We start from the raw sequence: 25253 nt of genomic DNA, 5'->3' as shown, positions 1-25253 counted from the left end.
CGAAGGGGCAGGGGATGCCGCCTTCGTTCCGGTCTTACAGATCCATCAGCAGGCGGCGCGGGTCTTCCAGCGCTTCCTTGACGCGCACGAGGAAGGTCACGGCGCCTTTGCCGTCGACGATGCGGTGGTCGTAGCTGAGTGCGAGATACATCATCGGCTTGATGACGATCTGGCCGTTCTCGACCATCGGACGTTCCTGGATCTTGTGCATGCCGAGGATGCCCGATTGCGGCGGGTTGAGGATCGGCGAGGACATCAGCGAGCCATAGACGCCGCCGTTCGAGATGGTGAAGGAACCGCCCTGCATCTCGGCCATCGAGAGCTTGCCGTCACGGGCGCGGGTGCCCATCTCGGCGATCGTCTTCTCGATCGAGGCGAAGCCCATCTGGTCGGCGTCGCGCACGACCGGCACGACGAGGCCGTTCGGGGTGCCCACGGCCACGCCCATGTGGACGTAGTTCTTGTAGACGATCTCGTTGCCGTCGATCTCGGCGTTGACTTCCGGGACCTCTTTCAGCGCGTGGCAGCAGGCCTTCACGAAGAAGGACATGAAGCCGAGCTTCACGCCGTGCTTCTTGAGGAACAGGTCCTTGTACTCGTTGCGCAGGTTCATGACGCCCGACATGTCCACCTCGTTATAGGTGGTCAGCATCGCGGCCGTGTTCTGCGAGTCCTTGAGGCGCTTGGCGATGGTCGCACGCAGGCGGGTCATCTTCACGCGCTCTTCGCGCGACGCGTCATCGGCATTGACCGGACCGCGCGGCGCCTGCGAGGGCGTCGAGGCGACGGAAACCGAGGCCTGCTTCGGCGCGCTTTCGGCCTTGGCCACGTCTTCCTTCATGATCCGGCCATCCTTGCCCGAACCCTGAACGGAAGCCGGGTCGATGCCCTTCTCCGCCATCAGCTTCTTGGCGGACGGCGCATCCTCGACATCCTTGCCGCCTTTGCCGCCGGCGGCGGGGGCTTCGGATTTGGTCTCTTCCTTGGCGGGCGCGCTGGCGGCGGTTCCACCGCTTTCGCCCTCGGCGATCACGGCCAGCTTGGCCGAGGCGTCGACGGTCGTGCCTTCCTCGGCGACGATCTCTTTGAGAACGCCAGCAGCGGGCGACGGCACTTCGACCGAGACCTTGTCGGTTTCCAGCTCGCAGAGCATCTCGTCGGCCGCGACCGTGTCTCCGACCTTCTTGAACCACGTCGACACAGTTGCCTCGGTGACCGATTCACCAAGGCTGGGCACCATCACGTCGGTCATCTTTCCCTCGTTCGATTGGGGCTGTTGGGCGGGTTTTTCCGCCGGTTTGTCTTCTTTCTTCGGCGCGGGGCTGGCGCCAGCCTCTTCGATCGTCGCGAGAAGCGCATCGACGCCGACGGTCTCGCCTTCGGCGGCGACGATCTCGCCGAGCGTGCCGGCTGCGGGGCTCGGCACTTCGACGGTCACCTTGTCGGTTTCGAGCTCGCAGAGCATCTCGTCGGCGGCCACGGTGTCGCCGGGCTTCTTGAACCAGGTGGCGACGGTGGCTTCCGTGACGCTCTCGCCGAGCGTGGGAACGCGGACTTCAGTGGACATCTATTCAACCCTCCAGTGCATCGTTGACGAGCGCGTCTTGCTCGGCCTTGTGGCGGCTTGCCAGACCCGTCGCGGGCGAGGCGGACGCCGCGCGGCCGGCATAGCGCGCACGGGCATGTTTCGCGTCGATCTTGGCGAGGACCCATTCGATATAGGGTTCGACGAAGAACCAGGCGCCCTGGTTTTTCGGCTCCTCTTGGCACCAGACGATCTCGGCATTCTTGAAGCGGGTCAGCTCTTTGGTGACCGCCTGCGCGGGGAACGGGTAGAACTGTTCCAGACGCAGCAGGTAGACATCGTCGAGCCCACGCTCGTCGCGCTGCGCGAGCAGGTCGTAATAGACCTTGCCCGAGCACATCACGACGCGCTTGATCTTGTCGTCGGCCTTCAGCTCCAGATCCGAATTGCCGCGCTCTGCATCGTCCCACAGGACGCGGTGGAAGCTCGATCCGGTGGTGAACTCCTCCGCCGTGGAGACGGCCTTCGGGTGACGCAGCAGCGATTTCGGCGTCATCAGGATCAGCGGCTTGCGGAAGTCGCGGTGGATCTGGCGGCGCAGGATGTGGAAGTAGTTCGCCGGCGTCGTGCAGTTCGCGACGATCCAGTTATCTTCCGCCGACAGTTGCAGGAAGCGCTCCAGACGGGCCGAGCTGTGCTCGGGGCCCTGACCTTCGAAGCCGTGCGGCAGCAGGCAGACGAGGCCCGACATGCGCAGCCATTTCCGCTCGCCCGAGTTGATGAACTGGTCGAACATGATCTGCGCGCCGTTGGCGAAATCGCCGAACTGGGCTTCCCAGAGCGTCAGCGCCTTCGGTTCCGCCAGAGAGTAGCCGTATTCGAACCCGAGCACCGCGTATTCGCTGAGCATCGAGTCGATCACCTCGTAGCGGGCCTGACCCTCACGGATGTGGTTGAGCGGGTAATAGCGGTCCTCGTTCTCCTGGTTCACGAAGGCCGAGTGGCGCTGCGAGAATGTACCACGGGTGGCGTCCTGACCCGACAGGCGGACAGGGTAGCCCTCGGTCACGAGCGAGCCGAAGGCCAGCGCCTCGGCGGTCGCCCAGTCGAAGCCCTTGCCGGTCTCGAACATCTGCTTCTTGTTGTCGAGCAGACGCTGCACCGTCTTGTGCAGGGCAAAGCCCTCGGGCGCGGTCACGAGCGCCTTGCCGACCTCCTCGAGCGTGTCGGGCGAAATCGCGGTGGTGCCGCGCTCGTATTCGCTCTTTTCCCGCTCCATGCCGGACCAGCGACCGTCGAGCCAGTCGGCCTTGTTCGGTTTGAAGACCTTGCCGGCCTCGAACTCCTCGTTGAGATGCGACTGGAACGAGGCTTTCATATCCTCGATCTCGCCCTCGGGGATCAGGCCATCGGCCACCAGACGCTCGGTGTAGAGTTGCAGCGTGGTCTTGTGGGTCTTGATCGACTTGTACATCACCGGGTTGGTGAACATCGGCTCGTCGCCTTCGTTGTGACCGAAGCGGCGGTAGCAGAAGATGTCAATCACGACGTCCTTGTGGAACTTCTGACGGAACTCGGTCGCGACGCGGGCGGCGTGCACGACGGCCTCGGGATCGTCGCCGTTCACGTGGAAGATCGGGGCTTCCACCATCAGCGCGAGATCGGTCGGGTAGGGCGAGGTGCGCGAGAAGTGCGGCGCGGTCGTGAAGCCGATCTGGTTGTTGACGACGAGGTGGATCGTGCCGCCGGTGCGGTGACCGCGAATGCCCGAGAGCTGGAAGCACTCGGCCACGACGCCTTGACCGGCGAAGGCTGCATCACCGTGCAGCAGCACCGAGACGACCTTGGAGCGGTCCGAACGGTCGGCCAGCTGATCTTGCTTGGCACGGACCTTGCCGAGCGCGACCGGGTTCACCGCCTCGAGGTGTGAGGGGTTCGCGGTCAGCGACAGGTGGACCTTGTTGCCGTCGAACTCACGGTCGGCGGAGGCGCCGAGATGGTATTTCACGTCGCCGGAGCCGTCCACGTCCTCGGGCTTGAACGAGCCGCCCTGGAATTCGTGGAAGATCGCGCGGTAGGGCTTTTGCAGCACGTTCGCGAGGACCGAGAGGCGACCGCGGTGGGGCATGCCGACCACGACCTCTTGCAGGCCGAGCTGGCCGCCCCGCTTGATGATCTGCTCCATCGCGGGGATCAGCGCTTCGCCACCGTCGAGGCCGAACCGCTTGGTGCCCATGTACTTGACGTGCAGGAACTTCTCGAAGCCTTCGGCCTCGACGAGCTTGTTGAGGATCGCGCGGCGGCCGGTCTTGGTGAAGGTGATTTCCTTGCCGTAGCCTTCGATACGCTCTTTCAGCCAGGCCGATTGCTCGGGATCGGAGATGTGCATGTATTGCAGCGCGAAAGTGCCGCAATAGGTGCGCTTCACGATATCCATGATCTGGCGCATCGAGGCGATCTCGAGGCCGAGCACGTTGTCGATGAAGATCGGACGATCCATGTCGGCATCGGTGAAGCCGTAGCTCTTCGGATCGAGCTCCGGATGCTGGCCGGTGTCGCGCATCCCCAGCGGGTCGAGATCGGCGGCGAGGTGACCGCGGATACGGTAGGCACGGATGATCATCAGCGCGCGGATCGAGTCCAGCACGGCGCGTTTGACCGCCGCCTCGTCGACCGCGACGCCGGCCTCGGCAGCCTTCTTCTTGATCTTGTCGCCAGCGGCCTTGCCCTCGGCGGGGGCGGGCCATTCACCGGTCAGCGCCGCAGTCAGATCGTCGGCGGCCATCGGCGGCCAGTCGCGACGCTCCCAGCTTGCGCCTTCGGCGGATTTTCTCACGTCCTGATCGGGATCACCGAGCGAGGCGAAGAAGGCAGCCCAGGCGGTATCGACCGAAGACGGATCTTCGGCAAACTTCGCATAAAGCTGCTCGACATATTCGGCATTCGCGCCTTGCAGGAACTGCGAGGCATTGAACTGGTCGTTGGGGGATTGGTCGGTCATTTTCCTCACCTTCGGTCGGTGAAACAGGGATCTGCGGGAACTCGAACGTTTATCGCCGGCCCGTTGAAGAGCGCGCTAAGCGCGGGGCACGCGAGGCGGTGGCGGGGCCGCGCGGAGCGCAGAGGCCCTCGCGACGGATACGGGGGTGGAACGGCACATGATGCTGGGTCCTTTCCTTCGCGCGCGGGGCCCTCACAGATACGTCGAAACCGGCACCTGCTTGCCCGGGCATATTGCCTTCTGGCTCAGTGATGTAGGTGCTGATTTCGGGACTTCCATGCAGGGCAGGGATGCGCGTGGGGTCGGAGGTGCCCGACGAGCGGGGAGCCGGGACCGGAACGGGCCCGCCATGAGCGGAGGTTCCGGCGAATTCCGTGGCGAGCCATGCGCCGCTCGCGACGCGCTCTGCCGCAGAAGAAGACCGGCCCCCGTCGCTGCTTTCGAGCAGGGCGCATGCGACCGTCCCCGAAACGGGGAGGGAGGCGCGCCGTGCGATCCGCAGCGACATGGGTCCGGTCCTTTCCTTGGTCTGGATGCAGGGCCGCGTGCGCCGCGACCCTGCCAGTTTCGAGAGGGCTTATTCGCCCTTGATCGCTTTCATCACCGCTTCGCCCAGCGTGGCAGGGCTGTCAGCGACGACGATACCGGCCGACTTCATAGCCTCGATCTTCGATTCCGCATCGCCTTTGCCGCCCGCGACGATCGCGCCGGCGTGGCCCATGCGGCGGCCGGGAGGGGCCGTGCGGCCGGCGATGAAGCCAGCGGTCGGCTTCCAACGGCCTTTTTTCTTCTGCTCGGCGAGGAATTCCGCGGCTTCTTCTTCCGCCGAACCACCGATCTCACCGATCATGATGATCGATTCCGTTTCCGGATCGTCGAGGAACATGTCGAGCACGTCGATATGCTCGGTGCCCTTGATCGGGTCACCGCCGATGCCGACGGCCGAGGACTGGCCCAGACCCATATCGGTGGTCTGCTTGACCGCCTCGTAGGTCAGCGTGCCCGAGCGCGACACGACGCCGACCGAACCACGCTTGTGGATGTGGCCGGGCATGATGCCGATCTTGCAGGCGTCGGGGGTGATGACACCGGGGCAGTTCGGGCCGATCAGACGCGACTTGGAGTCGATCAGCGCGCGCTTGACCTTCATCATGTCGAGGACCGGGATCCCCTCGGTGATGCAGACGATCAGTTCCATTTCCGCGTCGATCGCTTCGAGGATCGAGTCAGCCGCGAAGGGCGGCGGAACGTAGATCACCGAGGCGTTCGCTTCGGTCTTGGCTTTCGCCTCGTGGACCGAGTTGAAGACCGGCAGGCCGAGATGCTCCTGGCCGCCTTTGCCGGGGGTCACGCCGCCGACCATCTTGGTGCCGTACGCGATTGCCTGCTCGGAGTGGAAGGTGCCCTGCGAGCCGGTGAAGCCCTGGCAGATGACCTTGGTGTTTTCGTTGACGAGAACTGCCATGATTCTTAGCCTTTCACCGCTTTGACGATTTTCTCTGCGCCATCCGACAGGTTGTCGGCGGCGATGACGTTCAGGCCGGAATTCGCGATGATTTCCTTGCCTTTTTCGACGTTGGTGCCCTCGAGGCGGACGACCAGCGGCACTTCGAGGCCGACTTCCTTCACCGCAGCGATCACACCTTCGGCGATGATGTCGCAGCGCATGATGCCGCCGAAGATGTTCACGAGGATGCCTTTGACGTTCTTGTCCGAGGTGATGATCTTGAACGCTTCGGTCACTTTCTCTTTCGTGGCGCCACCGCCGACGTCGAGGAAGTTCGCGGGCTCTGCACCGTAGAGCTTGATGATGTCCATCGTGGCCATTGCGAGGCCAGCGCCGTTCACCATGCAGCCGATCTCACCGTCGAGCGCGATGTAGTTGAGGTCGTATTTCGACGCTTCGAGCTCTTTGCTGTCTTCTTCGGTCTCGTCGCGCAGGGCGGCGATGTCCGAGTGGCGGTAGACGGCGTTGCCGTCGAAGCCGAGCTTGGCGTCGAGCACCTTGAGGTTGCCGTCGGTCATGACGATCAGCGGGTTGATCTCGAGCATCTCCATGTCCTTCTCGATGAAGGCTTGGTAGAGCTTGCCGAGAAGGCCGACCATCTGCTTCACCTGCGGGCCTTCGAGGCCGAGCGAGAAGGCGACGCGGCGGCCGTGGAACGGCTGGTAGCCGGTCGCCGGGTCGATCGAGAAGCTGAGGATCTTGTCGGGGGTGTTCGCCGCGACTTCCTCGATGTCCATGCCGCCTTCGGTGGAGGCCACGATCGAGACGCGCGAGGTCACGCGGTCGACGAGCAGCGCGAGATACAGTTCGCGCTCGATGTCGGAGCCGTCTTCGATGTAGATGCGGTTGACCTGCTTGCCCGCCGGGCCGGTCTGGTGCGTCACGAGCGTCTTGCCGAGCATCTGCTTGGCGAGCGTTTCAGCCTCTTCGACCGATTTGGCCAGGCGGACACCGCCCTTTTCGCCGGCTTCGGCTTCCTTGAAGTGGCCCTTGCCGCGGCCACCGGCGTGGATCTGCGCCTTGACGACCCAGAGCGGACCATCGAGTTCGCTGGCTGCGGTCTTCGCTTCTTCGGCCTTGAGGACGACACGGCCGTCCGAGACCGGTGCGCCATAGCTCTTGAGAAGCTGTTTGGCCTGATATTCGTGGATATTCATCCTTGGATACCCCATGCTGGTGCGATTTGAGGGGGTTCTAGGCGCTTAAGCCGGGGGGACAAACCGAAATCGCGACAATCTGCCCCACTCGCCCGGAAAAAGCGACATATGTGATCACAGGGCGGAAAGGTGTGATCACAAATCGGAAAATGCTGCGCTGTGGCATGGGTGCACTGGCACGACTCGGTTAATTGAACCTATCTGCGCTGAGCGCATTGGCAGGGATCGAATTCAGATGACGCAAGGGCAAGATATGCCGCGCTGGGGCGTGGTGGCGACGGTGGACGAACCGGCTGCGCTGTTGGCCGCCTATGTCGCGCATCATCTGAGCATCGGCGCCAGCGAGGTCCACGTCTTCTTCGACCGCCCGAACCCGGAGGCCGAGGCGCTGCTCGCGCCGGTCGAGGGCGCCTTCATCCACCATTCCGGCGATGACGATTGGGAGCGCAGCTGGCGCCGGAAACGTCCCGCACGCCATCAGGGCCGCCAGAAATACAACGCGACCCGCGCGCTGACCGAGACCGAGCTCGATTGGATGATCCATTGCGACGCGGATGAGTTCGTGAGCCTCGTGCGCCCGCTCGAATGGGAACTGGCGAAAACAGGCGAACAGAAAGCGTGGCTGCGTCTCGAAGTCGACGAGCGCTGCTATCTCGACCGCAAACCCGGCCCGGATATTTTCAGCGGCGTGTTCCGGCGGCGCTGGGACGGGTTTCAGGATGACGGGCTGATGTTCTACGGCTTCCGCGCGCGCTTTCTGAAGAAAGGTCTCGCGGGTCATCTCGCAGGGAAGCCCGTCGTGCGCGCCGGGCGGGGCTATGCGATCGGGGTGCACTACCCGCTGAAAGACTGGGACAGTAAGGAAAACGATTTGCCTTACAGACCCAGCTATAATGGGCGGTTGATGCATTTCGATGGGCTGACGCCATTGCACTTCATCCTCAAGATGCTGCGCCGCGCCACGACCAAGGTGAAGGGGCAACCCGTGCCCTATGTCGGGTCCCGCAAGGCGCAGTTCGCCGAAGCCGCTGAGCGCGCCGCCGATCCCGCCGAGCTGAAGGCGCTCTGGTGGGAGGTGCAGGGGATGCGCGACTACGAGGCAGCCGAGTTGGAGGCCCACGAGCTGCTGATCCGCCCGGACGTGAAGATCGCGGCCGAAACGCGCGCGCTTTTTGGCGACAAGGTGGACCTTTCGCCCGCGTCGTTCGACCATGCGCTGCTTCTCCATGAGGCCGAGCTGATCGCTCGCCTAAAGGACGAATTCGGCTTCGATCCGGAGCCGCTCGTCAGTTCAGCATGAACATCATCAAGCCTGTCCGGCTGCCGACCAACCGCGAAAAGCGCGTCCAGTTCTCGGGCGTCAGCATCGGAGCGTCGGTGAAATAGGGATCGAGCGCCCAGCCCTGAACGACCCCGGTCAACGGCAACGGCGCGGGGTCTTCGAGCCACGCGCCCAGATCGACCCCGATCGGCACGCGCCAGAAGGGGAAGGACTTTTCGCTCGTCAGGAGCGCCTCGCCATCGCTCAGCACGCCCCGCCATGTCTCGCCAAGACGGTCGGGAAACTCGACGTCAAGCGCCTGATCCTGCGCGTCGCTCGGAATCCACTCCGCCTGATTGTCGGTCTCGGCTTCGGCAAGGTCCCAGAACTGCCGGTTATCCGCAATCATTGCCAGCCAATGATCCCGCGCGGCGCGGGTGTGTTGCGGGTCGGGTTGCTGGTGGAGCATGTCGAGAAGCGCAGCCGCCGGGTCGACGAAGCTGAAAATCCTCAGCCCGTCCATCGAACTGAATTGACCCGCGCTGGCGGCTTTCTCCTGCGCTTCCACGAGTTTCGCGTAGGTTTCCAACACCCGCGCGATCGCCGGCTCAGGATCGAAGGCGAGGGTCAACTCGCCGGCGCCCGAGATCAGATGGGTATAGGCGGAAAGCCAAGCCGCATCCGCATTGTCGAAGCGCACGATCCGAGCCTCCGCGGCTTCGGTCTCCGGTGCGCGCGGCATGAAGACGCCGCGCAGAATTGTCACCGCCGACTCGCCGTCATCGCGCGCGCCATTGCCATCCAGATCGAACCAGAGGTCGTTCAGGTCGATCGCAAGACCGAACTCCGGCCCATCGGCCACACCGTCGAGCGCGGATCTCGCCCGATCCATCTCGGCGATCAGGGCCTCGCTTTCGCGCGTGACCGCATCGGCGGTAAAGGTTTCGCGCGGCGCGGCGCTGTCGCCGGGGACGTTGCCGATTAAGGGCATCAGCACACGGGCGGCGCCGGCCTCCATCTGCCATCGCGTTGCGGCTTCGAGACTTGCGAGGAACTCCAGCCCCGCCAGCGCGAAGCGATGCTTCGGCGCGAGCGCGTCCCGCGATTTCAGATCGGCCAGCACAGCCGCGATCCCCTCCGCCCCGATCCTTGCCGAGATCGGATCGACGGCAGGCGCATCGCTGCGCGTGATCTTGGCGGTGACCGGCCCGTCCTGCGCATGGGCGGCAATCGGTGAAACGGCGAGCAAGGCGACGAAACACGTGACGAGACGGGCGGAACACATGGCACTCTCCAAAACAAAGGGCGCGCCGACAAAGGCGCGCCCCAAGATTGGATCAGTCCTGTATTTCGATCAAGCGAGCGTGCTGTCGATACCCTTGCAGGCTTCCACGAGACCTTTCACCGCATCGACCGACTTGTCGAACATCGCCTGCTCGTCCTTGTTGAGCTTGATGTCGATGACCTTCTCGATGCCCTTGGCGCCGATCACGGTCGGCACGCCGACATAGAGACCGTCGAGGCCGAGCGCGCCTTTGACGTAAGCGGCGCAGGGCAGGACGCGCTTCTGGTCTTTCAGGTAGGCTTCCGCCATCTCGATCGCCGAGGTGGCCGGGGCGTAGAAGGCCGAACCGGTCTTCAGGAGGCCCACGATCTCGGCGCCGCCGTCACGGGTGCGCTGAATGATCGCGTCGAGTTTCTCCTGCGTGGTCCAGCCCATCTGCACGAGGTCGGGCAGCGGGATGCCGCCAACGGTCGAGTAACGGGCGAGCGGCACCATCGTGTCGCCGTGGCCGCCGAGCACGAACGCGTTCACGTCGCGCATCGAGACGCCGAATTCCAGCGACAGGAAGTGACGGAAACGTGCCGAGTCCAGAACGCCCGCCATGCCGACGACCTTCTGTGCCGGCAGGCCGGAGAATTGCTGCAGCGCCCAGACCATCGCGTCGAGCGGGTTGGTGATGCAGATGACGAAGGCGTCGGGCGCGTGGGCTGCAATGCCCTCGCCGACCGATTTCATCACCTTGAGGTTGATGCCGAGCAGATCGTCGCGGCTCATGCCCGGCTTGCGCGGAACGCCAGCGGTCACGATGCAGACATCCGCGCCCGCGATATCGGCGTAATCGTTGGTGCCCTTGAAGGAGCCGTCGAAGCCTTCCGCCGGGCCCGACTCCGCGATGTCGAGCGCTTTGCCCTGCGGCGTACCTTCGGCGATATCGAACAGAACGACGTCACCGAGTTCCTTGATGGCGGCGAGATGGGCGAGCGTGCCGCCGATCTGGCCGGCGCCGATAAGGGCGATCTTGGGTCTGGCCATTTGGTCCTCCGGGTGGATGGATTGGAAAATAGATCGCGGGTGGAGTAGCTCTTTGGCTCGCAAAGGGCAAGGGTGCTGCGCTGCGGCGAGGCTGCTTGTATGCACTCGTATGCAGAAACTGCCCCACCCGCGGCGCGCATCCGCCTGCGCGAGGTTCCGTTTCCCGGCGCGCCATGCCAGCAAGAGGACCGACCGGGGCAGGGCGATTCTCTGCGCCCGCGGGAAGAGGGGCAAGCGATGATGGATTTGGGAACGCTCGGCTGGGCCTTGGCGGTCTTCGCCGCCGTCATGGTGGGCCTGTCGAAGGGTGGCGTTCCTATGGCAACCTCGATCTCGGTCCCGGTGCTGGCGATCGTGATGGACCCGATCGCGGCCGCGGGCCTGTTGCTGCCTGTTTATATCATCGCGGACATGTTCGGCCTCTGGGCATATCGCAAGCATTACGACCGGCGTGTGCTGGCGATCCTGATCCCGTCGGCGACCTTCGGTATCGGTATCGGCTGGGCCACCGCAGAGATCGTGCCCGAACGCTGGGTGACCTTGATGGTCGGCGTGATCGGCGCTGTTTTCGCGGTGAACGCGCTGTTCCGGCATCGGCATGGTGCGCGGCAGGAAGCGCGGGTCGCGCCGGGCCTGTTCTGGGGCACGATCGCGGGCATCACCAGTTTCGTCAGCCATTCCGGCGCGCCGCCCTACCAAGCCTACACGATCCCGCTGAACCTGCCAAAGCAGGTATTCGCGGGGACGGCGACGATCCTGTTCTCCTATGTCAATCTCGCGAAGCTCGGGCCTTATATCGCGCTTGGCGAAGTAAGCTGGGGCAGCATCGGCACCGCGTTGATCCTGGCGATACCGGCCTCGGCTTCGGTGTTCCTCGGCGTCTGGTTGGTCAAGCGGATGCCCACTGAAATCTTCTTCAAGGTCGTGATCTGGGCACTCCTGCTAATCTCGCTGAAGCTGATCCAGCAAGCGCTCATGAACTGAGGGGGCGGCGTTTAAAGCGCCGCGTCCTTCTGCGGAAGTTTCCCGTCGAGTTCCTCGAATGCCTCGCCCGAGGCGATCAGGCAGCTCACGCCATCCGCCGGGGTGACGATGATCGTCCAGTTGCCCGCCTCCGCCGCGAAAATTTCCAGCACGGAGTTATTTGCGGAGAGCGCCACCATGCGGCGGCTCTCGTGATATTTCGCTTCGAGATTGGCCACGATCTCGTCTCGCTTGCCACAGGCGCGCGACGGATCAGACGGATCCCGCGTCTCACCGAAAGCAGCCTGAGCGAAGCCGATCGCTGCGGCCAGGCCGAGCGTGAGCACATAAGTTTTGTTCAGCATTTTGATCCCTCTGAAAGCATCATCCGAGAGTGACGGTCCAGCTGTCAAGAAAGCTTTACGATGGCGCTGCGCGATGTCGGCAGTTGTGATTTTTCTGCGATGCGGCAAATCTGGCCTTGCCGATTCTGTCCCATTCGTGCGATCTGGCGAAAGAAAATTGCGAGATGGAGAATCAAATGGCCCGCCCGACCCGTTCCGTGCTCTACATTCCCGGCTCGAAACAGCGTGCGCTGGAAAAGGCCACCGGGCTTGCCTGTGACGCGATCATCTTCGACCTCGAAGACGCGGTGGCGATCGACGAGAAGGTCAATGCGCGCGCGCTCCTTGCGAAGACGCTGACCGAGGTCGATTACGGCCCGCGCATGAAGATCGTGCGGGTCAACGGGCTCGACACCGAATGGGGGCGCGAGGATGTGCTGGCCTTTGCCGACGCGATCCGCGCAGGCGCCAAGGTCGATGCGATCCTGATCCCGAAAGTCTCCACGCCCGCCGATCTTATCGCGGTGGCCGATCTCATTCAGAGCGTGCCGCTCTGGGCGATGATGGAGACCGCGCTGGGGATGCTCAACGCGGGCGATATCGCGGCGCATCCGCGGCTCGAAGGCATGGTGATGGGCACCAACGATCTAGCGAAGGAACTCGGGAGCCGCTTCCGCGCCGATCGCCTGCCGATGCAGACGGGGCTGGGCCTGTGCCTTCTCGCCGCGAAAGCGCATGGCAAGATCATCGTCGACGGCGTCTATAACGCCTTCAGGGATGACGAGGGCCTCAAGGCCGAATGCGAACAGGGGCGCGACATGGGCTTCGACGGCAAGACGCTGATACACCCCGCGCAACTCGAGGTCTGCAATGCGGCCTTCGCCCCTTCCGATGCCGAGATCGACCTCGCCCGACGCCAGATCGCTGCCTTCGAGGAAGCCGAGGAAGCGGGGCAGGGTGTCGCGGTCGTGGATGGAAAGATCGTCGAAAATCTGCATATCGTCACGGCGCGGCAAGTCCTCGCCAAAGCGGAGGCGATTGCCGCGCTTGGCAGCTAAGAGGCAATCGCAATGACATTACTCATCCTCGGCGTCCTGATCTGGTCGCTCGCACATCTGGCAAAACGGATCTTTCCGGGCTTCCGGCGCGCGCTCAAAGGGGCCGAGCGTCCGATGGTCGCCGCTCTCGTCCTGATCAGCCTCGTTCTGATGTTCGTCGGCTGGCGCGCAAGCGATCCGGTCTTCTACCTCTGGACGCCGAACGCGGCGCTCAAGGGGATCAACAACCTGCTGATGCTCTTCGCGGTCTACCTGTTCGCGGTCTCGGGCATGAAGCTCTGGCTCAGCGGCAAGATTCGCCACCCGCAGCTGACTGCGGTGAAGACCTGGGCCGTGGCGCACCTGCTGGTCAACCCGACCCTGCCGGGGATCATCCTGTTCGGCGGTCTGCTCGCCTGGGCCGTGGTGGAGGTCATCCTGATCAACAAGAAGACGAAGCCCGCGAAAGTCACGCCCGAGGTGAAAGTCGGCAAGGAGATCGGCGGCATCGTCGGCACGATCGTCGTCTTCGGCCTGATCGCGATGATCCACATCTGGTTCGGTCACAACCCGTTCGGAGCCTAACATGAAAATCTACCGCCTTCTGACCGAGGAAGACACCTCGGCCTTCTGTCACAAGGTCAGCCTTGCGCTGTCCAAGGGCTGGGTGCTGCATGGCGATCCGCAATATGCCTACGATCATGCGAATGGCGTGATGCGCTGTGCCCAGGCCGTGACCAAGGAGATCGAGGGTGAGTATCACCCCGACATGAAGCTGGGAGAGCAATAATGGGCAAAACCAATCCGGGCCGTTTCTTCGAGGACTACAAGCTGGGCGACGTGATCCGTCACGCCGTCCCGCGCACCGTCGCGGAAGGTGAGCGTGCACTGTATCACGCTCTCTACCCGGCGCGGCATGCGCTCTATTCCTCGGACGAATTCGCGGCGGCCTGCGGGTTGGATGGCTCGCCTCTCGACGATCTGATCGCCTTCCACGTCGTCTTCGGCAAGACGGTGCCGGACGTGTCGCTCAACGCGGTGGCCAATCTCGGCTATGCGGAAGGGCGCTGGCTGAAGCCGGTCTATCCGGGCGACACGCTGCGCTCGGAATCCGAGGTGATCGGGGTCAAGCAGAACTCCAACGGCAAGTCAGGCGTGGTCTATGTCCGCACCCGCGGTCTGAACCAGGCGGGTGAGGTTGTGCTGGAATATGTCCGTTGGGTGATGGTGCGCAAAGGCGATCTGGACGCGCCCGCGCCCGAGACCGTGCTGCCCGATCTGGCATCGGTCGTGGCGCCGGAGGATCTGGTGATCCCCGAGGGGCTGAGCTTCGAGGATTATGATTTCGATCTGGCGGGCGAGCCGCATCGTTGGGGCGATTACGAGATCGGCGAAAAAATCGACCATGTGGACGGGGTGACCATCGAGGAAGCCGAGCACATGATCGCCACGCGCCTGTGGCAGAACACCGCCAAGGTGCATTTCGACGCGACCTTCCGTGCCGATGGCCGGCGCCTGATCTATGGCGGGCATGTCATCTCCATGGCGCGCGCGCTGTCCTTCAACGGACTGGCGAACGCCCAGTTGATCGTGGCGCTCAATGCCGGGGCGCATGCCAACCCGTGCTTCTCGGGCGATACGGTGAAAGCGTGGTCGGAAGTGCTCGACAAGGCCGAGACAGGCGCGCCTGGCGTCGGCGCGATCCGTCTGCGTCTGGTCGCCGTGAAACAGGGCGCGCCGGAGTTCGGCTATAAGGGAGAAGACGGCAAATATCTCCCCGAGGTGCTGCTCGACCTCGACTACTGGGCTCTGATGCCGATCTGATCGCCGCCCGAGAGACTCACGCCCGGGGGCAGGGCGCCCGGGAGCGTTAACATGTGATCACGCACAGAATTTATGTGATCACAAAGCGAATTTTTCGCCGCTCTTTACGCGCAAATGACATGTTTTCAACCTTGCCCCCCGTGACTTGGGAGAAAATTACGCTAGTAAAAGAGCCAATTCCGGCCAGCTCCGCGCCAGCGCGTGCCTCCGATCGAGGCCGACGAGAGCGCCGAGCCCAGCGAAAAGGGACCGATCATGGCTGAAGCGAAACAGGTTGAGCGTCCGCTTTCCCCGCACCTTCAAATCTACCGTCCGCAGATGACCTCCTTCTCGTCGATCATGACGCGGATCACGGGCAACGGCATCATCGTGGGCGTTCTGCTGCTCGTCTGGTGGCTCCTCGCCGCCGCGACCAGCCCCGATTACTTCAATTTCGTGAACGCGATCGCGACCTCGTGGTTTGGCGATCTCGTCTTCACCCTGTCGCTGCTGGGCGTCTGGTATCACTACCTCGCCGGCATCCGGCACCTGATCTTCGATGCGGGCAAATACATGGATATCAAATCCGCCGAGATGCTCGGCTGGATCTGCACCATCGGTTCGGTCGTGCTGACCGTGCTGACCCTCATCATCATCCAATTCTGACGGAGGCCCTCATGCGTTACCTCACCGACCGCAAGCGCGCCGTGGGCAAGGGCGCCTCGGGCACTGGCCCCGAGCATCACTGGTGGATGTCGGCCTCGGCCGTGGCTCTCGCCTTCATGATCCCGACCTGGCTCTACATCGTAGGTACCACTCTGGGTGCGGACCAGCAGACCGTGATCACCACGTTCTCGAAGCCCTTTCCGGCCATCCTGACCGCGCTGGTCGTGATCGTCGGCATGCGCCACTTCGCGAAGGGCACCGAGATCTGGATCGAGGACTACATCCACGGCACCGCCGCGAAGGCCACCAAGATCGCGATGCATTCGCTGGCTTACGTGATCATGGCGACCGCACTCTATGCACTCGGCAAGATGGTCTTCATCGGCCTTCTGCTGGGCAACTGATAACGGGACGAGATAATGGCTGCTTACGAATACGAAACGCATAATTACGACGTGGTCGTGGTCGGCGCCGGTGGCTCGGGTCTGCGCGCCACGCTCGGCATGGCCGAACAGGGCCTGCGCACCGCCTGCGTGACCAAGGTCTTCCCGACCCGCTCGCACACGGTCGCCGCACAGGGCGGCATCGCCGCCAGCTTGGGCAACATGGGCCCGGACAGCTGGCAGTGGCATATGTACGACACGATCAAGGGCTCGGACTGGCTCGGCGACAACGACGCGATGGAATATCTCGCGCGCCACGCCCCCAAGGCCGTCTACGAGCTCGAGCACTATGGCGTGCCGTTCTCGCGCACCGAAGAGGGCAAGATCTATCAGCGTCCCTTCGGCGGCCACACCACCGAATACGGTGAAGGCCCGCCCGTGCAGCGCACCTGTGCCGCCGCGGACCGCACCGGTCACGCGATCCTGCACACGCTCTACGGTCAGTCGCTGAAGAACAACGCAGAGTTCTACATCGAGTATTTCGCGATCGACCTGATCATGTCCGATGACGGGCAGTGTCAGGGCGTCGTCTGCTGGAAGCTCGACGACGGCACAATGCACGTCTTCAACGCGAAGATGGTGGTGCTGGCGACCGGCGGTTACGGTCGCGCCTATTTCTCGGCGACCTCGGCCCATACCTGCACCGGCGACGGTGGCGGCATGGTCGCGCGGGCCGGTCTCGCGCTGCAGGACATGGAATTCGTGCAGTTCCACCCGACCGGCATCTACGGTTCGGGCTGCCTGATCACCGAAGGCGCCCGCGGCGAGGGTGGTTACCTGACCAACTCCGAAGGCGAGCGCTTCATGGAGCGTTACGCGCCGACCTACAAGGATCTGGCGTCGCGCGACGTGGTGTCGCGCTGCATGACCATGGAGATCCGCGAAGGCCGCGGCGTGGGTGAGCACAAGGACCACATCTTCCTCAACCTCAGCCACCTTCCGCCGGAAGCTCTGGCCGAGCGCCTGCCGGGTATCTCGGAATCGGCGAAAATCTTCGCCGGCGTCGACGTCACGAAAGAGCCGATCCCGGTTCTGCCGACCGTGCACTACAACATGGGCGGTATTCCGACGAACTACCACGGCGAGGTCATCAACCCGAAAGAGGGCGATCCCGATGCGATCGTGCCCGGCCTGATGGCCGTGGGCGAGGCGGGTTCGGCCTCTGTGCACGGTGCGAACCGCCTGGGCTCCAACTCGCTGATCGACCTCGTGGTCTTCGGTCGTGCCGCCGCGATCCGCGCCGGCGAGGTCGTCGATCCCAACGCGTCGAACCCGGACATCCCGAAAGCCAAGATCGACGCCATCTTCGAGCGCTTCGACAAGGTGCGCTACGCCGATGGCGGCACGCCCACTGCGGCGCTGCGCGACGAGATGCAGCGCACGATGCAGGCGGATGCGGCGGTGTTCCGGACGGACAAGACGCTGGCCGAGGGGGTCGAGAAGATGAAGGCGGTTGCCGCCAAGCTCGACGATCTCAAGGTCACGGACCGGTCGCTGATCTGGAACTCGGACCTGATGGAAACGCTGGAACTCGAGAACCTGATGCCGAACGCGCTGGCGACCATCGTGGGCGCCGAGGCACGCAAGGAATCCCGTGGTGCACATGCTCACGAGGATTATCCCGATCGCGACGACACCAACTGGCGCAAGCACTCGATCATGCATGTCGACGGCGCGAACGTCGATCTGACCTTCCGCCCGGTCCACATGGACCCGCTGACCCCCGAGGATCAGGGCGGGATCGAGATCAAGAAGATCGCGCCGAAGAAGCGGGTCTATTGATGCGTCACGCGCCGGCATATGGGCTTCTTGCGGCAGGGCTTGGCCTTGCCGCCTGCGCCCCTATCCCGGTCGAGCAGGCCGAGCGCCAGTGCTATGCCCAGTTCGCGCCCAAGCCGCCCATCACGGGCGAGGCGGGCATGGGCGTCACCAATAGCGGCTTCAGCTCGAAGTTGAAGGTCGAGATGAATATCGGCGCCTCGGTGCAGGGCGACCCGTCCGCGGCCTACGACTCCTGCGTTTACAGAAAATCCGGCCGAATGCCCACGCGGCCGCTCTATTCGTACTGACGGAAAGGGGACCAACCATGGTTCAGTTCACGCTTCCGAAGAATTCCAAGATCCGCGTCGGCAAGACCTGGCCGAAGCCGGATGGCAAGAATATCCGCAAGTTCCAGATCTATCGCTGGGACCCGGATACCGGGGAGAACCCGCGTCTTGACACGTATTTCATCGACATGGACAAGTGCGGGCCGATGGTTCTCGACGCGCTCTTGAAGATCAAGAACGAGATCGACCCGACGCTGACCTTCCGCCGCTCCTGCCGCGAAGGCATCTGCGGTTCCTGTGCGATGAACATCGACGGGATCAATACGCTGGCCTGTATCTACGGTCTCGACGAGATCAAGGGCGACGTGAAGATCTACCCGCTGCCGCATATGCCGGTGGTGAAAGACCTGATCCCCGACCTGACCATGTTCTACGCCCAGCACGCGTCGATCATGCCCTGGCTCGAGACCAAGACGAACCGTCCCGAGAAGGAATGGCGCCAGTCGATCGAAGACCGCAAGAAGCTGGACGGTCTGTATGAGTGCGTCATGTGCGCCTCGTGCTCGACCTCGTGCCCGAGCTACTGGTGGAACGGCGACAAGTATCTCGGCCCGGCAGCGCTGCTGCACGCCTATCGCTGGATCATCGACTCGCGCGACGAAGCGACGGCAGAGCGCCTCGATCAGCTCGAAGACCCCTTCAAGCTCTATCGTTGCCACACGATCATGAACTGCACCAAGACCTGCCCGAAAGGTCTGAACCCGGCGAAAGCGATCGCCGAGATCAAGCGGATGCAGGTCAACCGGGTCGTCTGATCCGACGCATATATTGGGGCCTGCCTCTGGCTCACCCCCAGCAGATAGTAGAAAGGGCGGCGCGAGCCGCCCTTTTCGCTGCGTTGCGGCAAATGCATATCGCGGTTGCAGCATTTTGGGTTTGAATCCCCGCGAAAATCCCTAAATCGGGTGGCAGGGAGGAACTCGAAACGTGACTGGAGAGAGTTCCATGGTCGACATCGTCAAATTCCCCAAAGGGGCGCAACCGGTTCAAGTGGCCGAAGAGCATCTGGCCTACTACACCCCGGAGAAATCCGCCCCTGTGTTCACCCCGGCCGCGAAATCTGAAGAGACCACCGGTCTCGAAGCGGTCGAGCTGATGTACGAGTATTACACCGCGGCTTGAGCGGTGACCTCCCGAATAGTTCCGTCGTGACTGCCCCGGCTCTTCGCCGGGGTTTTTCTTTGCGCCTTTCGCTCCTGGGCGGGGCAGGGCAGAGTGGGCGCGACAAGGAGGGAGCCCCATGCATCCGACGCCCGAGCACGCCTCGCCCGAAGACGCCCAAACCCGCCGCGATATCGCGCCGGTGATCTGTTACCCGACGGACGCGCTGCCCGCGCCGGACCTGTCCGCCTATCGCGCCGTGCGCGGGAACTGGGACAAGATCGCCGACCTGCGAGTGCCCCCGCGCGAGGCGCTGGCCTTCGACGTGCCCGCCGGACATTTCTTCCGCATCGCTTCGGTCGAGGGGCCGCAGGTGGGTGATCTGAATTTGTTCTCGGCGGACCTGTCCGAGCGGTTCTATTCCGGAAAGACACGCGCGCTGCATGGCACGCATCTGAGCCGCGGCGACCGGCTGTGGTCCGGCTTTCCGACGATGCGCCCGCTGGCGACGATTACCGAGGATACGCTCGACTGGTATGGCATCGACGCATTCGGTGGCTCGGTCCATGACGTGATCGGCACGCGCTGCGATCCTTATACGCATTGCCTGCTGTCCGATGGCGGACAGTATCACCATTGCTGCCATTCGAACCTGACCCGTGCGCTGGCCGCGGCCCGTGATCTGCCTCTGCAAGAGGCGGAGGCGCTGGTGCATGACGTGCTCAACGTCTTCATGTGCACCGGCTTCACCCGCGACACCGGGCAGTATTTCATGAAGGCGAGCCCGGTCCGGCCCGGTGATTATCTCGAATTCTTCGCAGAGACCGATTTGCTGGGCGTTCTGTCGGCGTGCCCGGGCGGGGATTGTTCAGCCGAGCACAGCTCGGACACGGCTGCATGTTACCCGCTGGGCGTGGAAATCTACCGCCCGAAATCAGCGCCCGAAGGTTGGGCGCCGCCCGCGCCCAACGCCTACGAGCGCAGCCACGGGCTTTAACGGTTCGAGGTCAGCGAGACGAAGACTTCCTCGAGGCCCGGCTGTTCGCTCGCGATGTCGCGAATCTCGACCCCGGCGACGCGCAGCGCGTCGAGGATATCCTCTGCCGAGGTCTCGTTGCGCGAGTAGGAAAATGCCATCTGTCCGCCCGCGCGGGTCTCGAGCGTGACGCCTTCGGGAAGCCGAATCTCTTTCGTGACTTCGTTGCGCGGCTCCACCACCAGCGCCTTGCGGTCCATCCGCTTGAGAAGGTTCGGCGTGGTGTCGCGCACGATCAGTTCGCCGTTGTTGATGATCGCGATCTCGTCGCACATTTCCTCGGCTTCCTCGAGGTAGTGCGTGGTCAGGATGATCGTCATGCCCTGCTCATTGAGCTTGCGGACATTGCGCCAGAGCATCGCGCGCAGCTCGATATCGACGCCTGCGGTCGGCTCGTCCAGCACGAGGATCTGCGGGCGATGTACCAGCGCTTTGGCAAGCAGCAGACGCCGCTTCATCCCGCCCGAGAGGTTGCGCGCATAAGCCTCGGCCTTGTCCGACAGGCCCACCAGTTCGAGAATCTCGTCCGTCCAGCGCTCGGATTTCGGCACGCCATAGAGGCCCGCCTGCATCTCCAGCGCCGCGCGGGGCGTGAAGAACGGGTCCATGTTCAGCTCCTGCGGCATCACCCCGATCGCGGCGCGCGACTGGCGCGGGTTCACGTCCTGATCGAAACCCCAGATCACGACGCGCCCGTCGGTTTTCTTCACCAGCCCGGCAAGAATGTTGATCAGCGTCGACTTGCCCGCCCCGTTCGGGCCGAGAAGCCCGAAGATCGACCCCGCAGGGATCGACAGGTCGAGCCCCTTCAGTGCTTCTTTCGGTGCCTGCTTCTTGCCGCCTGCATAGGTTTTGCGCAGCCCGGTGACTTCGATTGCCTGCTGTTCCAACTTGCCCCGCCTTTCGCGATTGCTAGAATGAAGCCCAGATTTCAGGGCGCGGTTTTCGTGCCTTATATATACGGAGCATCCATGACTGCCACCCATTCGCCCAATGCCCCCGACGCACCCGAGACCGAGGTCGTCACCACCTGGAAGGTTGCCTGCGACGGCGGCGAGGGGGCACTCGGCCATCCGCGCGTTTGGCTGTCGATCCCGCGGGACACCGGTTTCGTCGAATGCGGCTATTGCGACAAGAAATACGTGATCGACCGCGATCACGCGCATGACGATCACTGAACCTGTGTGAGTCGACAGGGAAGGACGGCGTTCAGCCGTCCTTTTTCTGTGCCGCGCGTTTCATGCGTTCAAGCAGCGCAGCCTTCGGGTCCTTCTTGCTGAAAGGCGTCTTGTCGGTGCCGTAGGCGTTATGCTCGGCATGTTTGGGCGTGTTCTTCGGCGGCTTCGCGCCGCCCATCTTGGAATAGTCCATAGCTCAAATCCTTTACGGTTGCCGCTTGAAATGGGGGATTTCGGGGGCCCTGGCAAGGGGCGCCACGCGTATCGCTCGGTGCGGGAGACCAGCCCGGGAGGCGCCCGACCTCCCCCCGGGAGGGCGCATTGGCGATGGAGCCCACAGCCTCTCTGCCCTACGGGCTTGCGAAATGAACTGCTCAAACCAGACGACAGCGAAGCGCGCACCCAAGGCTCGGGCGCGGCCCTTCACGCTGAGCGGTCGCCGATCCTCTTTCCCTCTGCACCCCCCTGTGGCACAACCGGGGCCAACGCGCGAAGGAGGGCTCCGCAATGGCATTCGGCAAAGGCTGTCACCTGCATCTGATCGACGGTTCGGCCTTCATTTTCCGCGCCTATCATGCGCTTCCGCCGCTGACTCGCAAATCCGACGGGCTGCCGATCGGGGCGGTCTCCGGATTCTGCAACATGCTGTGGAAATACATCGAGGACGCCAAGGGCTCCGACGCGCCGACCCATGCAGCCGTGATCTTCGACAAGGGCAGCCACACCTTCCGCAACGACCTCTACGATCTCTATAAGGCAAATCGCGACGAGATGCCCGAGGAACTGCGCCCGCAGATCCCGCTGACACGCGAGGCAACCAAGGCGTTCAACATCGCCTGCGAGGAACTGGCGGGCTACGAAGCCGACGACATCATCGCGACGCTCGCCCGACAGGCCCGCGAGGCGGGCGGCCGCGTCACGATCATCTCGTCGGACAAGGATCTGATGCAGCTCGTCGGCGGCGGCGTCGAGATGTTCGACGCGATGAAGAACCGCGCGATCGGTGTCGAGGAGGTCGAGGCGAAGTTCGGCGTCGCCCCCGAGCGTGTGATCGACGTGCAGGCGCTCGCAGGCGACTCGGTCGACAATATCCCCGGCGCCCCCGGCATCGGCGTCAAGACCGCGGCGCTTCTGATCAACGAATTTGGCGACTTGGAGACGCTGCTCGCACGTGCCTCCGAGATCAAGCAGCCCAAGCGCCGCGAGACGCTGATCGAGAAGGCCGAGCAGATTCGCCTCTCAAAGCAGCTGGTAACTCTAGACGATCAGACCCCCATCGAGTTCACGCTCGACGATCTGGAAATCCGCGAGCCCGATGTCGATACGCTGATGGGCTTTCTTAATGAGATGGAGTTCCGCACGCTGACCCGCCGCGTGGCCGAGAAATTCGGCGCCGAGCCGCCGCCCGCGCCCGTCGTCACCGACGTGCCGGCAAGCCATGTCGACCCCGCGCCGGAGGTGGACCAGCCGCCCTTCGATCCCGACAGCTATGTCTGCATCCGCGATGCCGAGACGCTGACGCAGTGGCTGGATGAGGCCCGCGCCAAGGGCTGGGTCGCGGTCGACACCGAAACCACGTCCCTCAATGACATGAAGGCCGAACTGGTGGGCGTGTCGCTGTGCACCGAAGCGGGCAAGGCGGCCTATCTGCCGCTCGCACATATCTCCGGCGGCGATGATCTTTTCGGCGGCTCCGAACGTGTCGCCGGCCAGATGGACTTCAAGGAGGCGCTGGCGCTCCTCAAACCCGTGCTCGAAGACCCGGCGATCCTGAAGATCGGCCAGAACATGAAGTATGACTTCAAGATCTTCGCCCGGCTCGGGATCCGCGTGGCGCCGATCGACGACACGATGCTGATGTCCTACGCAATGTTCTCGGGGCTGCACGGCCACGGGATGGATACGCTGTCGGATCGCTACCTCAACCACCAGCCGATCCCGATCAAGGAACTGATCGGCACCGGCAAGAGCCAGATCACCTTCGACAAGGTCGAGATCGAGAAGGCTACCCGCTACGCCGCTGAGGACGCCGATATCACGCTGCGCCTCTGGCAGCAGTTCAAGCCGCGGCTGCATCGCGAACGCGTCACCACCGTCTACGAGACGCTGGAGCGTCCGATGGTGCCGGTGCTGGCCGATATGGAAATCGCGGGCGTGAAGGTCGACGCCTCGGTGCTGTCGCGCATGTCCAACGCCTTCGCGCAGAAGATGGCGCAACTCGAAGACGAGATCGCCGAGATCGCGGGCCAGCCCTTCAATGTCGGGTCGCCGAAACAGCTGGGTGAGATCCTGTTCGACACGATGGGCGTCGAGGGCGGCAAGAAGGGCAAGACCGGGGCCTACGGCACGGGCGCGGATGTGCTCGAAGACGTGACCACGATGGAAGACACTAACCCGCAGGCCGCGCGGCTGGCGGCACGTGTGCTCGACTGGCGGCAGATCTCGAAGCTGAAATCGACCTACACGGATGCGCTGCAGACCCATGTCCATCCCGAGACGGGCCGCGTCCATACCTGCTACTCGATCGCGGGCGCGAATACCGGACGTCTGGCCTCGACCGATCCGAACCTGCAGAACATTCCCGTGCGCTCCGAGGAAGGCCGCCGCATCCGCGAGGCGTTCGTGGCGCGCGAGGGCTGCAAGATCGTCTCGCTCGACTACAGCCAGATCGAATTGCGCATCCTCGCCCATGTGGCGGATCTTCCCGAGATGCGCGAGGCCTTCAAGGAAGGACTGGACATTCACGCCGCGACTGCCTCGGAGATGTTCGACGTGCCGCTCGACCAGATGACGCCTGAGATCCGCCGTCAGGCGAAGGCGATCAATTTCGGCGTGATCTACGGGATTTCCGGCTTCGGCCTTGCCCGCAACCTGCGCATCCCGCGGGCCGAGGCGCAGGGCTTCATCGACCGGTATTTCGAACGCTTCCCCGGTATCCGCAAATACATGGACGACACGGTGGCCTTCGCGAAGGAGCACAAATACGTCCAGACCCTGTTCGGACGTAAAATCCATACGCCCGATATTGGCGCGAAAGGCCCGTCGGCGGGCTTCGCCAAACGCGCCGCGATCAACGCGCCGATCCAGGGGGCTGCGGCCGATATCATTCGCCGCGCGATGGTGCGGATGCCCGAGGCGATCGACGGTCTCCCGGCCCGGATGCTGCTACAGGTGCATGACGAACTGATCTTCGAGGTCGAGGATGCCGCGATCGACGACCTGATCAAGACCGCCCGGGCCACGATGGAAGGCGCGGCGGAGCCGGTGATGAAGCTCTCGGTGCCGCTCGTCGTCGACGCGGGGCAGGGGGAGAGCTGGGCCGCCGCTCACTGAGCCGCGGGTTGACGCACGAGGATATTGGTCACGCGCCGCGCCAACGGCGCGACCAGCAGCACCGAAGGATAGGCGAACATCCAGCTCGAGAGCCAGCTTGCCGCCCAGAGCGCCGGAAAGTCCTCCACAAGCCCCGTCGCCCGGTAGGTCGCCACGCCCGAGACCAGAAACGACATGATCCCCGACAGGATCAGGCTGAAGACGAAATGGGCATAGCGCGCGGGGATCATCGGGTCTCCTTCTCGGGTCGGAAAATTCTCCGCTCGCATTTTGGTGATTGAACGTGAGGAGGCAACGCACAAACCTGTGTGCTGATCCGCGCGAACGAGTTGTCTCGCATTGACCCCGCCGCCGCGCAATGTTGAGACTGCCCATGCCTCCGGCGGGGATATTTGGACCAAGCCGAAAATGCGGGCATCGCGTTCGACTTGGCCCCAACATCCCCTGCGGAGCGTCCCAACCGCGCCTCAGGC

At 63.6% G+C, this 25253-nt stretch carries 25 protein-coding genes; 15 read left to right on the top strand and 10 right to left on the bottom strand.

From position 1 onward, the window contains the following. Positions 1-34: 34 nt before the first annotated feature. From odhB to sucC, 4 genes are all read right to left on the bottom strand, one after another. On the bottom strand, positions 35-1567 hold the full coding sequence (gene odhB / locus B6V75_RS06580) for a 2-oxoglutarate dehydrogenase complex dihydrolipoyllysine-residue succinyltransferase (RefSeq protein ID WP_088719089.1): 1533 nt from the start codon (positions 1565-1567) through the stop codon (positions 35-37). Positions 1568-1571: 4 nt separating this feature from the next. After that, positions 1572-4526, bottom strand: a complete 2955-nt coding sequence (locus B6V75_RS06575) for a 2-oxoglutarate dehydrogenase E1 component (protein WP_075776194.1) — start codon at positions 4524-4526, stop codon at positions 1572-1574. A gap of 577 nt (positions 4527-5103) precedes the next feature. Next, complete coding sequence (gene sucD, locus B6V75_RS06570; RefSeq protein ID WP_075776193.1) at positions 5104-5991, bottom strand: succinate--CoA ligase subunit alpha; 888 nt, start codon at positions 5989-5991, stop codon at positions 5104-5106. Between the two features lie 5 nt (positions 5992-5996). Next, positions 5997-7190 (bottom strand): ADP-forming succinate--CoA ligase subunit beta, encoded by a 1194-nt coding sequence (gene sucC, locus B6V75_RS06565; protein ID WP_075776192.1) that lies wholly within the window; start codon positions 7188-7190, stop codon positions 5997-5999. Positions 7191-7425: 235 nt separating this feature from the next. Here sucC and B6V75_RS06560 point away from each other — a divergent pair, with 235 nt between their 5' ends. Beyond that, a complete protein-coding gene (locus B6V75_RS06560; RefSeq protein WP_088719088.1) occupies positions 7426-8490 on the top strand; it encodes a glycosyltransferase family 2 protein in 1065 nt (354 codons plus the stop codon). Here B6V75_RS06560 and B6V75_RS06555 read toward each other — a convergent pair. Beyond that, the gene (locus B6V75_RS06555; RefSeq protein ID WP_088719087.1) at positions 8477-9736 is read right to left on the bottom strand and encodes a hypothetical protein; all 1260 of its coding nucleotides are present in this window, start codon (positions 9734-9736) and stop codon (positions 8477-8479) included. The two genes, B6V75_RS06560 and B6V75_RS06555, sit on opposite strands and share 14 nt — an antisense overlap. Positions 9737-9805: 69 nt before the next feature. Next, a complete protein-coding gene (gene mdh / locus B6V75_RS06550; protein WP_075776189.1) occupies positions 9806-10768 on the bottom strand; it encodes a malate dehydrogenase in 963 nt (320 codons plus the stop codon). 237 nt (positions 10769-11005) lie between these two features. Here mdh and B6V75_RS06545 point away from each other — a divergent pair, with 237 nt between their 5' ends. Further along, entirely contained in the window at positions 11006-11752 is a 747-nt protein-coding gene (locus tag B6V75_RS06545) for a sulfite exporter TauE/SafE family protein (RefSeq protein WP_346393643.1), read from the top strand. An 11-nt stretch (positions 11753-11763) separates the two neighbouring features. Here the strand turns inward: B6V75_RS06545 and B6V75_RS06540 are convergent, their stop codons facing one another. Then, positions 11764-12096: a hypothetical protein gene (locus B6V75_RS06540; protein WP_075776188.1), complete on the bottom strand. Its 333-nt coding sequence runs from the start codon at positions 12094-12096 to the stop codon at positions 11764-11766. 164 nt (positions 12097-12260) lie between these two features. On the opposite strand from B6V75_RS06540, the gene B6V75_RS06535 reads away from it, so the two are divergent. The 11 genes from B6V75_RS06535 (at position 12261) to B6V75_RS06490 (ending at position 20230) form a co-directional block, all read left to right on the top strand. Beyond that, entirely contained in the window at positions 12261-13133 is an 873-nt protein-coding gene (locus tag B6V75_RS06535) for a CoA ester lyase (protein ID WP_088719086.1), read from the top strand. A 12-nt stretch (positions 13134-13145) separates the two neighbouring features. Next, positions 13146-13697 (top strand): NnrU family protein, encoded by a 552-nt coding sequence (locus B6V75_RS06530; RefSeq protein WP_088719085.1) that lies wholly within the window; start codon positions 13146-13148, stop codon positions 13695-13697. A 1-nt stretch (position 13698) separates the two neighbouring features. Continuing rightward, on the top strand, positions 13699-13902 hold the full coding sequence (locus tag B6V75_RS06525; protein WP_075776186.1) for a DUF1737 domain-containing protein: 204 nt from the start codon (positions 13699-13701) through the stop codon (positions 13900-13902). Continuing rightward, positions 13902-14936 carry a MaoC family dehydratase gene (locus tag B6V75_RS06520; RefSeq protein ID WP_075776185.1) on the top strand — a complete coding sequence of 345 codons (1035 nt, stop codon included), beginning with the start codon at positions 13902-13904 and terminating at the stop codon, positions 14934-14936. The genes B6V75_RS06525 and B6V75_RS06520 overlap by 1 nt, the downstream gene beginning before the upstream one ends. 255 nt (positions 14937-15191) lie before the next feature. Beyond that, entirely contained in the window at positions 15192-15581 is a 390-nt protein-coding gene (gene sdhC / locus B6V75_RS06515) for a succinate dehydrogenase, cytochrome b556 subunit (RefSeq protein WP_075776227.1), read from the top strand. Positions 15582-15592: 11 nt separating this feature from the next. Continuing rightward, the gene (locus tag B6V75_RS06510) at positions 15593-15985 is read left to right on the top strand and encodes a succinate dehydrogenase, hydrophobic membrane anchor protein (RefSeq protein ID WP_075776184.1); all 393 of its coding nucleotides are present in this window, start codon (positions 15593-15595) and stop codon (positions 15983-15985) included. 15 nt (positions 15986-16000) lie between these two features. Next, positions 16001-17806 carry a succinate dehydrogenase flavoprotein subunit gene (sdhA, locus tag B6V75_RS06505; RefSeq protein ID WP_088719084.1) on the top strand — a complete coding sequence of 602 codons (1806 nt, stop codon included), beginning with the start codon at positions 16001-16003 and terminating at the stop codon, positions 17804-17806. Continuing rightward, the gene (locus tag B6V75_RS06500) at positions 17806-18093 is read left to right on the top strand and encodes a hypothetical protein (RefSeq protein WP_088719083.1); all 288 of its coding nucleotides are present in this window, start codon (positions 17806-17808) and stop codon (positions 18091-18093) included. The genes sdhA and B6V75_RS06500 overlap by 1 nt, the downstream gene beginning before the upstream one ends. 17 nt (positions 18094-18110) lie before the next feature. Then, complete coding sequence (locus B6V75_RS06495; RefSeq protein ID WP_075776181.1) at positions 18111-18887, top strand: succinate dehydrogenase iron-sulfur subunit; 777 nt, start codon at positions 18111-18113, stop codon at positions 18885-18887. A gap of 190 nt (positions 18888-19077) precedes the next feature. Beyond that, positions 19078-19254, top strand: a complete 177-nt coding sequence (locus B6V75_RS18625) for a hypothetical protein (RefSeq protein ID WP_168174448.1) — start codon at positions 19078-19080, stop codon at positions 19252-19254. Positions 19255-19372: 118 nt separating this feature from the next. After that, a complete protein-coding gene (locus B6V75_RS06490) occupies positions 19373-20230 on the top strand; it encodes a DUF1989 domain-containing protein (protein WP_088719082.1) in 858 nt (285 codons plus the stop codon). On the opposite strand, the gene B6V75_RS06485 is transcribed toward B6V75_RS06490, so the two are convergent. Continuing rightward, positions 20227-21159, bottom strand: coding sequence for an ABC transporter ATP-binding protein (locus B6V75_RS06485; RefSeq protein WP_075776179.1), 933 nt, complete (start codon positions 21157-21159; stop codon positions 20227-20229). The two genes, B6V75_RS06490 and B6V75_RS06485, sit on opposite strands and share 4 nt — an antisense overlap. Positions 21160-21240: 81 nt before the next feature. On the opposite strand from B6V75_RS06485, the gene B6V75_RS06480 reads away from it, so the two are divergent. Then, positions 21241-21447 (top strand): zinc-finger domain-containing protein, encoded by a 207-nt coding sequence (locus B6V75_RS06480; RefSeq protein WP_075776178.1) that lies wholly within the window; start codon positions 21241-21243, stop codon positions 21445-21447. Between the two features lie 31 nt (positions 21448-21478). Here B6V75_RS06480 and B6V75_RS18620 read toward each other — a convergent pair whose 3' ends face one another. Beyond that, positions 21479-21640 (bottom strand): hypothetical protein, encoded by a 162-nt coding sequence (locus B6V75_RS18620; RefSeq protein WP_166504559.1) that lies wholly within the window; start codon positions 21638-21640, stop codon positions 21479-21481. A 314-nt stretch (positions 21641-21954) separates the two neighbouring features. On the opposite strand from B6V75_RS18620, the gene polA reads away from it, so the two are divergent. Continuing rightward, complete coding sequence (gene polA, locus B6V75_RS06475) at positions 21955-24780, top strand: DNA polymerase I (RefSeq protein ID WP_075776177.1); 2826 nt, start codon at positions 21955-21957, stop codon at positions 24778-24780. Here polA and B6V75_RS06470 read toward each other — a convergent pair. After that, entirely contained in the window at positions 24774-25010 is a 237-nt protein-coding gene (locus B6V75_RS06470; RefSeq protein WP_075776176.1) for a DUF2798 domain-containing protein, read from the bottom strand. The genes polA and B6V75_RS06470 overlap by 7 nt on opposite strands. Positions 25011-25253 lie beyond the last annotated feature (243 nt).

Source organism: Thioclava sp. F1Mire-8, assembly GCF_002213165.1.
Taxonomy (GTDB): Bacteria; Pseudomonadota; Alphaproteobacteria; order Rhodobacterales; family Rhodobacteraceae; genus Thioclava; species Thioclava nitratireducens.
Note: the sequence above shows the minus strand (reverse complement) of the source record. Positions and strands in the feature narration are given on the sequence as shown.